Source organism: Candidatus Latescibacterota bacterium (assembly GCA_019038625.1).
In the GTDB taxonomy this organism is placed as follows: domain Bacteria; phylum Krumholzibacteriota; class Krumholzibacteriia; order Krumholzibacteriales; family Krumholzibacteriaceae; genus JAGLYV01.
This window is the reverse complement of sequence record JAHOYU010000172.1, coordinates 1-11,400: the sequence shown is the minus strand read 5'-3', so window position 1 is coordinate 11,400 and position 11,400 is coordinate 1. Positions and strand designations below refer to the sequence as shown.

At 53.9% G+C, this 11,400-nt stretch carries 7 protein-coding genes; 1 reads left to right on the top strand and 6 read right to left on the bottom strand.

All coding sequences use genetic code 11. The annotated features are described in order from the left end of the window. Positions 1-16: 16 nt before the first annotated feature. The 6 genes from gcvPB to KOO63_12460 all read right to left on the bottom strand — a co-directional run bounded on the left by gcvPB (position 17) and on the right by KOO63_12460 (position 11,014). The gene (gene gcvPB, locus KOO63_12485; protein MBU8922627.1) at positions 17-1,474 is read right to left on the bottom strand and encodes an aminomethyl-transferring glycine dehydrogenase subunit GcvPB; all 1,458 of its coding nucleotides are present in this window, start codon (positions 1,472-1,474) and stop codon (positions 17-19) included. Beyond that, the gene (gcvPA, locus tag KOO63_12480; protein ID MBU8922626.1) at positions 1,474-2,826 is read right to left on the bottom strand and encodes an aminomethyl-transferring glycine dehydrogenase subunit GcvPA; all 1,353 of its coding nucleotides are present in this window, start codon (positions 2,824-2,826) and stop codon (positions 1,474-1,476) included. Before gcvPA ends, gcvPB begins: the two co-directional genes overlap by 1 nt. A gap of 36 nt (positions 2,827-2,862) precedes the next feature. After that, positions 2,863-3,249 carry a glycine cleavage system protein GcvH gene (gene gcvH, locus KOO63_12475; GenBank protein MBU8922625.1) on the bottom strand — a complete coding sequence of 129 codons (387 nt, stop codon included), beginning with the start codon at positions 3,247-3,249 and terminating at the stop codon, positions 2,863-2,865. Between the two features lie 26 nt (positions 3,250-3,275). After that, positions 3,276-4,385 carry a glycine cleavage system aminomethyltransferase GcvT gene (gene gcvT, locus KOO63_12470; GenBank protein ID MBU8922624.1) on the bottom strand — a complete coding sequence of 370 codons (1,110 nt, stop codon included), beginning with the start codon at positions 4,383-4,385 and terminating at the stop codon, positions 3,276-3,278. 92 nt (positions 4,386-4,477) lie between these two features. Continuing rightward, on the bottom strand, positions 4,478-7,306 hold the full coding sequence (uvrA, locus tag KOO63_12465; GenBank protein ID MBU8922623.1) for an excinuclease ABC subunit UvrA: 2,829 nt from the start codon (positions 7,304-7,306) through the stop codon (positions 4,478-4,480). Further along, positions 7,307-11,014 carry a tetratricopeptide repeat protein gene (locus KOO63_12460; GenBank protein ID MBU8922622.1) on the bottom strand — a complete coding sequence of 1,236 codons (3,708 nt, stop codon included), beginning with the start codon at positions 11,012-11,014 and terminating at the stop codon, positions 7,307-7,309. A 181-nt stretch (positions 11,015-11,195) separates the two neighbouring features. Here KOO63_12460 and KOO63_12455 point away from each other — a divergent pair. Further along, positions 11,196-11,400: hypothetical protein (locus KOO63_12455; GenBank protein ID MBU8922621.1), on the top strand; the 205-nt coding region annotated here is incomplete at its 3' end.

Genomic DNA, 11,400 nt, shown 5'->3' with positions numbered 1-11,400 from the left:
TCATGGCTGCCTGGTCTCAATCCCCTTCGCCGTCCGAACCGTCCAGTCCGGGCCAGCAGAGTTCGGGGCTCCTCGCGGCGGAAGCTTCATCCAGACGCCTGACCGGTGTCGTTAGAGGAGCCTCATGAAGGAGCTCGGGATCCTCTTTCGCCTCGATCGCGATCTTTTCCATCACGTTGGCGAAATTATCGAGAGTCTCTTTCTTTTCGGTCTCCACCGGCTCTATCATCAACGCCTCCTCGACGATCAACGGAAAATATACCGTTGGGGCATGCAGCCCATAATCGAGAAGCCTCTTGGCTATATCTGTCGTCCTCACATCATACTGTTTGAGATTCCGGCCCGAAGCGACAAACTCGTGCATGCATGGACCGGGATACTTGATGTCGTACCACTGCCCGACCTTTTTCATCAGGTAGTTCGCGTTGACTATGGCATTCTCTGAAACGGCCCGCAGGCCTTCACTGCCACAGGCACAGATATAGGCGTAGGCCTTTACACAGACATTGAAATTGCCATGCCACGGGTGGACTCGTCCGAGCGAATTCTTCGACTCGTATACCCGGCTGTATTTTCCGTCCTCGACAACGACTCTTGGAACGGGAAGAAAATCGGCCAGATGTTCCCTTACCCCTACCGGTCCGGAACCCGGGCCACCGCCACCATGAGGTGTCCCGAACGTCTTGTGAAGGTTCAGGTGCATGATGTCGATACCGATCGCCCCCGGCCGTACAATACCGAGAAGGGCGTTCATGTTCGCCCCGTCCATATAAATGAGAGCTCCGGCTTCATGGACTATCTCCGCTATCCGGGCTATCTCTTTCTCAAAAAGGCCAAGCGTGTTCGGCAGGGTCAACATCAGGACAGCTGTATCGTCACCGATCTGAGCCGCGAGGACCTCAGGGTCTATGAGTCCGTGTTCGTCTGACGCCATCGTCTTCGGCTCGAACCCACAGATAACGACGCTGGCCGGATTGGTCCCGTGCGCGGAATCCGGCACGATCACTGTCTTGCGTTCTTCTCCCCTGCTCCTGAAATAATCTTTCGCGACCATCATCCCGGTCATCTCCCCGTGAGCTCCGGCGACCGGTTGAAGGCTGAACGCGCTCATTCCACAGATCTCGCAGAGTGCTGACTCGAGACTGTACATCAACTCGAGGGCACCCTGGACATCGTCATCGTCCTGCTCCGGATGCAATCCAGCGAATCCACCGAGGCCCGCTATCTCCTCGTTGACTACGGGGTTGTATTTCATCGTGCAGCTGCCTAGTGGATACATCCCCTTGTCTATATGATAGTTCTTTGAGGCAAGCTCGACGTAATGCCTTATGATATCCTGCTCACCAATTTCGGGCAGCCCGACCGGACCCTTTCTGGTCCTGATCCCTTCGATCGTATCGAGACTGAAATCACCTGTCGGCAAGTAGTCCCCGCTCTTTCCACCGATTCCCTTTTCGAATATTGTCCTGCTCATCACTTACCCCCCTTCCCTGCCACGACCGAGCAGTATTTCTCCAACTCGGCTCTGGTGCGTCTCTCGGTGACTGCTACAAGGATAGAGTCGCCACCCAGCCCCGGATAATTCTCCGAAAGATCAATACCCGCCAGGATACCCTGGTCCCTGGCCGCCTTCATGAATTCCTTGAGACGCCCCGGAACCCTCACCACGAATTCCTGGAAAAAATTCTCCCCGAACGGAAGTTCGACGCCGTCGATCTCCCTGAGCATATTATAAAGGGTGTGGCTGCCGGCCGCGCTCTGCTCTGCGACTCCACGGAATCCTTCTTCTCCAAGAGTCGAAAGGTAGACCGCAGCGGCGAGGGCGCAGAGCCCTTCGTTCGTGCAGATGTTCGATGTGGCCTTTTCACGACGGATGTGCTGCTCCCTCGTCTGAAGAGTCATCACATAGCCGCGTTTACCCTCGATGTCCTTTGTGGCACTGATAAGGCGTCCGGGACATTTCCTGATATACTTTTTTTTCGTCGCCATAAATCCGAGAAGAGGGCCCCCGAAGTTCTGCGCGATTCCGAGCGACTGAGCTTCGCCAACTACTATATCGGCATCGTAGTCACCTGGAGGAGTGATCAGCGCGAGTGATACGGGATCGACCAGCGCTATCAAAAGAGCGCCTTTGTCGTGAACCATTGCCGTGATCTTCTCCGCGTCCTCTATCATACCGAAATAGTTCGGCTGCGCGAGTATGACGGCAGCTGTCTTCTCTGCCAGCATCTCATTCATCTTTTCAAGGTCGAGCATTCCTTCAGAATCCCATGGTATATTCTCGATCGAGATGGAATGTCCGGACGCGTAACTTTCCAGCACACCCCTCACCCTGCCCGACATGGCGCCCGGGACAAGTATCCTGTCCGCCCTCTTTATCGTACAGGCCATCAGCATCGCCTCGGCCAGCGAGGTGGCTCCGTCGTACATCGACGCGTTCGCAGCGTCCATGGCGGTGAGCCTCGCGATCATTGTCTGATACTCGTATATCGCCTGCAGGGTTCCCTGGCTCACTTCCGCCTGGTAGGGAGTGTATGATGTGTAGAATTCGCTTCTGGAAAGTACGTATCTTACCGTAGCAGGAATGAACCTGTCATAGATGCCCCCGCCCAGGAAAGTCGCCTCCGCGGATGCCGGATTGTTTCTGGCAGCCATGGCCGTGAAATGCGACGAGATCTCTGCCTCGCTCATCCCGGATGGCAGATCCAGGCAGCCGTCCACTCTCAACTCCGGGGGGACTGGAGCAAGCAGTTCATCAAAGGACGAGACGCCGATAGCATCGAGCATCTCTTTCCTGTCCCGGTCGGTGTTCTGAATATAACTCATCTGCTCTTCCTCTTTAATGATCCTCAGGTCATGTCTCTATTCTGTCTGTTCTCCCAGGAATTCCTGGTACTCGCTATAACTGAACAACGCGTCCAACTCGCCCGGATCATCCATCTTGATCTTGATGAACCAGCCGTCCCCGAAAGGACTGGAGTTGACAGTCTCGGGATTTTCCATGATCGCGTCATTGATCTCCACTATCGTACCACTGACCGGCGAGAAAAGTTCTGCAACAGTCTTTACGGCTTCTATAGTTCCGATGGGATCAAGCTGCTGAACCTCCGTGTCCACTTCAGGAAGCTCGACATATACGATATCTCCGAGTTCACCCGTCGCGTAGTCACTGATCCCGATAGTGGCGATCTCGTCTTCCACGAATACCCATTCATGATCCTTGGTAAATTTTGATTCTTCGGGAACCATCTTGCACCATCCTTTCAGGCGGTCCGTCAATCGTTGACATGACTTTCGTAAAACGGCATTTTCACTTTCTCGGCCGGTACTGCCCGGCCTCTGATATCTATCGCCAGCCCTGTCGCATCTTTCGGTACCGACCTCTTAACAAGGGCCATAGCCAGCGGCTTGCCGAGAGTCGGCGAGAAAGTGCCGGAGGTTATAGTCCCGACTTCCTCTCCCTCATGCAACACGCCGCATCCCTGTCTCGGAATACCTCGTTCTTTCAGTTCCAGTCCTATGAGCTTGCGGGCCGGCTTTTCCTCTTTTTCCCTTACAAGTGCGTCGCGACCGATAAAGTCGCCCTTTTTAAGCTTGGTGACCCAGGAAAGGCCCGCCTCCAGTGGTGATGTCTCTTCACTCAATTCGTGTCCATAGAGACAATAGCATGGTTCGAACCTCAGTGTGTCCCGTGCACCGAGCCCTATCGGGGCCGCACCCAGATCCGCTCCGTCCTCCAGCAATCTTCTCCATACATCCAGTGTCAAGCCTGCAGGTAGATATATCTCGTATCCCAGTTCACCCGTATAACCGGTCCTCGAGAGGATGACTTCCTCTCCCTGGAATTCGAATGTAATAAATCTGTAATAGTCCAGTTCCTTCAACCTGTCGCGTACTGGACCGCAGAAATCGCTGTTCAGGATCAATTCTCTCGACGCGGGACCTTGTATGGCGATCTGCCCTGTCGTCTCACTGAGATTGGTCACCTCCGCGTCGCCCTCACGGATCCCGGTCAGGTGGTCGTAGATCTTATCAGCGTTTACCGCATTTACTACAAAAAGTACTCTCTCGTCTGAAAACTTGTAGACGAGCAGATCGTCGAGGATCTTTCCCTGATCATTGCAGCACACCGAATAGCAGATCTGGCCTGGATGCAGTTTACCCACATTATTACTGACTGCGCGATCGGCGAACTGGACCGCCTCCCCACCTGTTATCTCTATCTCTCCCATGTGACTGACATCGAAGAACCCGACTTTATTCCTGACTCTTTCATGTTCGGCCACAATACCTTCAAACGAAACTGGCATCATGAATCCCGCAAAATCGACGATCCTGCCACCCAGTTCCACATGTGAATCATAAATCGGTGTCTTCCGGGCCATCAACCACTCCTTTTTACAAACTATATATCGGACACGAATTATAAATAATCACTAATAGGGGGCCAGCGTCAAGTAGACATCGGGCCCGCAATTCATTTTCTTCTCTTTTTCGGCTTCATCTGGTCCCGGAGCATCTTCCCCGTCCATGATTCCTTGCAGTTCACTATCCCGGCGGGCGGGCCGGCGTATACTATTTCTCCCCCATGTCCCCCACCTTCAGGCCCCAGGTCGATGATATGATCCGCGTGCCGGATGATATCAGGATTGTGTTCGATAACGAGAACCGTGTTGCCTTTATCCACAAGCCTTCCGAGTACTTTCATCAGAAGTTTGACATCCTCGAAGTGTAGACCCGTACTTGGTTCATCGAGGATGTAGAGAGTCCTTCCCGTTCCCTTCTTTGAAAGTTCCGTGGAGAGCTTCACTCTCTGGGCCTCTCCCCCCGACAATGTCGTCGCAGGCTGCCCCAGCCTGATATATCCCAGCCCCACATCCTGCAAGACTTTCAGTTTTCGGCGCACGGAGGGAATATTTTCGAAAAATTCCGAGGCCTCGTGGACCGTCATCTCCAACACCTCTGAGATATTTTTGTTCCTGAAGGTTATCTCGAGCGTCTCCCTGTTATATCTCCTGGCCTTGCATTCCTGGCAGTGGACATAGACGTCCGGCAGAAAATGCATCTCCACTTTTATCATCCCGTCCCCCCGGCACGCCTCACATCTGCCACCCTTGACATTGAAAGAGAATCTTCCCGGCTTGTATCCGCGCACCCTGGATTCCGGCAATCTGGAAAAGAGGTCCCTTACCGGACCGAATATCCCTGTGTACGTTGCTGGATTCGAACGGGGTGTCCTGCCGATCGGAGACTGGGTTATATTGATCACCTTATCTATGTTTTCCACACCTTCGACTCCGTCGTGCTCGCCCGGAAGCCTGTTGCTCCTGTAGAATTTTCTATGAAGGGCCCGGTACAGTATGTCGTTGACCATCGTGCTCTTGCCGGAACCCGAGACTCCCGTCACGCACACCATCTTTCCCAGTGGAAAGGTCACGTCGATATTTTTTAGATTGTTAGCCCTGGCTCCCCTGAGGACGATCTTCCCTCCGTTCCCTTTCCTCTCCTGCCTGTCCGGCTCGAAATATTCCATATTCTTCAAGTATCGGCCCGTCGGGCTTTCCTTTACATCTCCGACCTCTTTCGGTGTGCCTGTCGCAACGACATACCCGCCGTGCTCTCCAGCCCCAGGACCGAGGTCTATGACGTAATCCGCCGCGAGTATGGTCTCCCTGTCATGCTCTATCACGATAACCGTGTTGCCGACATCACGGAGCTCCTTTAAAGTACCGATCAACTTGTCGTTATCCCGCTGGTGAAGTCCGATCGATGGCTCGTCGAGTATATAAAGGACCCCGACCAGCTTTGAACCTATCTGAGTTGCAAGCCGGATCCTCTGCGCCTCGCCACCCGCAAGGGTCGAGGAGGACCTGTCGAGAGTGAGATAATCGAGCCCCACGTTCTTCAGGAAATCGAGCCTGGAACTTATCTCTGTTATCAGGGGGCCACCGATCAGCGCGTCATTTCCCTGCAGATCGAGCCCGTCGAAGAATTCCGCCACCGATTCTATCGTCATCGATGTCACATCAGATATCCTCAGGTCCGAGACCGTTACAGACAGGCTTTCCTTCTTCAATCTCGACCCGTCGCATTCGGCACACCTGTCCCTGGTCATATAAGTCTCGATCCATTTTCTAACAGCATCAGACCTTGTCTGGTGATATCTTCTCCTGAGGTTGGGAATGATCCCTTCCCAGTTCGTGACATACTCGCCCCGTCCCTTTTCGAAATCGTATTTGACCACGATCTCGTCTTCAGAACCCTCAAGGATGAGCTTCCTTATGGTCGCGGGAAGTCTGTCGAACGGCCTGCTGAGGGAGAATCCATGAAGCTCGGCTAGCGCCTCTATCCTGCAACGGAACCAGTTATCTTTCAGAGCCCCAACTGAAGCGACAGCACCATCCTGCAGGCTCAGCGAACCATCGGGAACGACCAGCTCCATTGCAAAATCGATCGTCGTGCCGAGTCCATGACATTCTTCACATGCGCCATAGGGAGAGTTAAAGGAAAACATCCTCGGCGATACCTCTCCGAGCCCCCCACCACACCACGGACAGGAATACTCCAGACTGTACAGGACCTCTTCCTTTCCCTGCATGACCATGATAACGCCATCTCCAGCTTTTGCCGCGGTCTCGGCGGAATCAGCGATTCTCCTCTCGACCCCGCTGCGAACCTTGAGCCTGTCGACGATCACCTCTATATCATGTTTCTTTTTCTTGTCAAAATCTGGCAGGTCGTCCAGGGAATAAGTCTCTCCATCGATCCGGACCCTCGTAAATCCACTCGTCCCGAGTCTGGACAGAAGGGCTTTGTGCTCGCCCTTTCTTCCCCTGACTACAGGCGCCATTATCATCAGTCCTGTTCCCTCTTCAAGCGCGGTCAATCTGTCAACTACCTCTGCCACAGTCTGCCTGGATATCCTTCTGCCGCACCCCGGGCAATGAGGGAGGCCCAGACGGGCGAAAAGCACGCGGAGGTAATCGTATATCTCGGTGATCGTACCGACTGTCGAACGCGGATTGCGGGCTGTGGTCCTCTGATCGATTGATATCGACGGGGAAAGTCCCTCTATCGAATCGACATCCGGTTTTTCCATCTGTTCGAGGAATTGTCTGGCATAGCTGGAGAGGGATTCGACATATCTTCTCTGGCCCTCAGCGTAGATCGTATCGAAAGCCAGAGAGGATTTGCCCGAACCACTCAACCCTGTGACTACTACGAAAGAACCCCTTGGAATAGTGACGGTGATGTTTTTCAGGTTGTGTTCGCGTGCTCCCTTTACGACAAGATTTTCACGGGCCATCTACATGTCCCCGTTCCCGGAAGAGCCTTCGCTGTCCTCCTGGCCAGTGCCCGATTCTCCGGCGCCCGCATCATTGGCTTCGACTCCGTTGATCCTGTCGAGGGCTTTTTTCGCGAGAGATCCCCAATCGGAATTCTGGCCATGGCTCGATATTATTCTTTCGTATATCTGAATGGCCTGTTCGGTCTGACCATTTCGTTCATAGCAGATCGCTGCTTCGAGTTTCGCCGTCACTCCCCACATCCCTCCCGTCCTGAGATATGGGACACGGAGAAATTCCCTGACCGCCTCGGCAAACCTCCCGAGGTTCTTCAGGCTGATGCCGGCCCAGTAATGGGCCCTGCCCTGCTGTTCCTCGGTCCGGGCTATCCCCGGAATCCTGGAGTATACCTCCCGAGCCATCTCGAAACTTCCCGACTGCCCGTAACTGAAGCCCAGGTTGAAGAACAGCTCTACGATGTCATCCCTGCCGGGGAATCGCTCGCAGACTCTGTACCAGCCTTCCGCTGCCCTTTCCCAGTCTTCCAGTTCCTGATATATCATCGCCATGTTCTTCAGCGCCAGAAATACAGTCTCGTCATCTTTGGATGCCTCGGCCGCCAGCCCGTAATTGACTGCTGCCAGGTTGAGTGTGCCGGCCCCGTAATATGCTGAGGCGAGCTTGAAATATGCCTGATCGGCGATACTTGAATAGGGAACCTCTCTCAACATGGTGTTCAGTCTCTCGATCGCACGATCATATCCGCCCCGCTTCATGTCGCAGACCGCCATGTCATAAAGGGCTTCTGACGCTTCTCCCGTTCCGGCAAATCTTTCTCTCAATATTGAAAATGTGATTTCCGCCTCATCATAGCTGCTCTTCCCAGCTTCGTAACGTCCCTTTTCGAGAAGTATCCCGGCTATCAATGCGCAGTCCGGCTTCCGTTCGAGAAGCATCTGAAGATCTTCACTTGCTTTCCCGGCCTCACCTCTCATGAATCTCGCCTTTGCCCGTCCACCAGTCACTCTACAGGAATCCACTCCATCGAATCTTATCGCGTCGGAGAAGACTCTTTCTGCCTGACTGAGATCACCGGTCTCAAGCAGCACTTCTCCGTAGAGGACGAGGTGCTCATGCCTTCTTTCGAGCTTTACCAGCTCTTCCAGGAAGACTTTCGCCTCTGCTGCCCTGCCGGTCGTTTTCAGGCGGATCGCCAGCCTGGAGAGAAGCCTGATTCTGAGCCCTTCCGGCAGATCTTCGCTCTTTTCCAGAGTAGTCAGGATAGAATCACAATGGCCGAACTCACCAAGTCTTTCGAGAGCGAGAGCCTCCCTGTAAGCCGTCTCATCCACAAGATTGCTCTCTGGAAAAACGGCGCTGAAATTCCGGTACTCGATCGCTGCCCCGCTGAAATCGCGCAGATAGTATTTCATGTCTCCTATCCTCAGGGCACATTTTGCGGCTGTCGAACGTGAAGGCCGTTTTTTCATGCATTCCCGATAAGCAGACAGAGCCCCGCGATAATCCTTAATGGAGATCAGAGCCTCGCCCAGATCATAGCTTACCGGGGCGGAGCGTTCATCCTCACCGTATGCGGCAATGAAGCGCCTGAAATACCCGGCAGCCTTTTCACTGTCACCCTTCAACCGGTAGAGATATCCCATGCGAAGGACCGCTTCCTTCCTGATATCGGTCGGCGATTCTTCCGAGTCGGTCATCTCAAGGACCGTCAGTGCGCTGTCCACGGCCCAGGCATTTCCACCCGATGCCGCTTCGTACAGGTACCCACCCTTTGCACCCCGTGCCCACCACTTGTGCTCAGAATCACCGTAATATCCCAGGAATTCATCGATCTTTTTTAACCTGTCCGCCAGCTTCCACTCTTCCAGTTTGTAACAAAGATATTCCCTGTGCGCCCGGCCGCCATACTCAGCCCCTGAATGATTCCTCGCCACCTCGAGCCACTCCGACAATGCCTTTTTCTTTTCTCCATTATCCGGGCTGCCGTCCACCGACGACAGCTCAAAGAGACGGTAATGGGCCATCCCCAGATAAAACCTCGCCTTCGCTGCAAGCACATCGGACAGATCATCCTTGAGGCCCCTGTTCAGGAAGCCCACTGCCTCTTCGGGCCTGTCCGCCTTTTCAAGAAGAAGGATCCCCATCTGTACAGCCTTGACCTCCTGTGGATAATCAGCCAGCGCGTAAGCTGCTATTTCGGTTATTGCTGAATCATCGGGGTTGCTCATCAGATCCATTTTCTTGAGCCGGGTTCCGGCTCTGCCCGCAAACTCACTCTCGGGAAAACGCCTGGCCAGTTCCATAAATCGTGATCTTGCTCCCTTTGCATCTCCCGCCGCTTCCCTGGCACTTCCTGCATTCCATAGAGCCGCAGCCGCTACGGTGCCTGTATCGTCGAGCTTCGCTGCCATCTCCCAATAGCGGATCGCTGAAAGCGTATCGGAAAGGCCCCTGGCTGATACATCGGCAAGCATTGACACTATCCCTGTCCTGATGGTCGGGTCACCTTCTTCAATAAGCGCCAGGTGCAACCTGCCGGCGGCAGCCTGCGGCTGTCCCGCTTCCCGGAGAAGGCCCGCTTCGAGCAGAAGTCCCTCCACCATCTGAGGGGAACGGGGCCATCCATACCTGAATTCCTTCAGCACATCCAGGGCCTCTCCCATGCGTCCACGATCGGCCAGTATCCTGCCCTTGAGCAATGTGAGTTCGCCTGTGCTGTCGGCCATGCTGCCCTCGGCGGCCCAGTCACTCATCAGCGTCAGAGCCCTGTCGTGTCTCTTGAGGCGCCACGCCGAATCTACGGCCTTCCTGTAGATCCCGGGCCTCTGTTCTGAATCGAGAAAATCCTTTAAGAATCTCACAGACTCTTCCAGCACAGAGCTGTCATCTCCTGAGATCTCCCTGACATCTATTAATCTGGCCAGCGCCTTTTCCCTGAGGTTGTCTTCTTTGTACGAGGATAATACTTTCCTGAAATATTCCTCCGCCTTCCCTGTCTCTCCCCTGTCCACGGCCCGTTCACCCAGTCTGAGAAAAGCGAGGGCAGAAACCGGCGAATCTCCGTACGAAGAGGCCAGGTCTTCCAGGACCCGGTCTGCTTCGAGATCCCTGCTGATATTTGCGAGCGCCATCGCGAGTCCGAACATCGCCCGTGGTTTTAAAGCCTCGTCGCTCCCCGAATCCACCAGCCTGCGAAGGACCGAGGCAGCGCCATGATTGTCGCCTGCGGATATCCTGCATTCCCCGGCCAGCAGGAGGGCCTGTTCCTTTAATGGACATTCGGGGAATGCTTCCTCTATAAGCATCAGTTCGTCCGCAGCTTCCCTGTACTTCTTCATCACCCTCATTATGTCGCCGCGATAGAATCTGGCTCTGCAACTGTTCTCATCACCAGGGTAAGAGGCAAGCATCATCGACAGTGCATCAAGAGCATTGTCTGCCCTGTTTGCCCTCATCCACGATTCCCCCGCGTTGAACAGGGCCAGTGGACAAAGGGCGCTGTCTGGATATTTTTCCGAGAACCTGAGATATTCTTCCGCGGCGGCAATGAACATCCCGTCCCTCTGCAGCCTCTGGGCAAACCTCAGATCGTCGTTCTCGGCCGCCATACAGCCTGCCGAGAAAAATGGCGATGCCTGGATGAGGAAAATGAAAGCAAATACAACCAGAAACACGCTTTTTACTATTTTATTCATCATATTGTTCAAAGAAATTCCTCCTAGTGGAGAGGAAGGAAAAAATCAGAAAAATGTACTGGTAAACTAGCAAAAAAGGTGTGTCAGGTCAATCGGTAAGGGCAGCATCAATCGGATATAGTAGCAGAATCGCTACGGTACAGGCCCCCTATAGTAGCGTTTTTGCTACGGTAGATCGACGCAGTGAGGGGGCATGTATCTCGCGAACTACATGCACGGCAAAAAAGATAAGCCCGGATTCCCTGTGGACAGACAAAAAAAGGGGCCGGATAAATCCGGCCCCTCAAGGCATCACACCTTCAGAATAGTACTATCGGAGCAGTACCATCTTTTTGGTGCTCTGGAACTCGCCCGCTTCGATTTTGTAGAAGTATACTCCACTTGCTACACTCGAACCG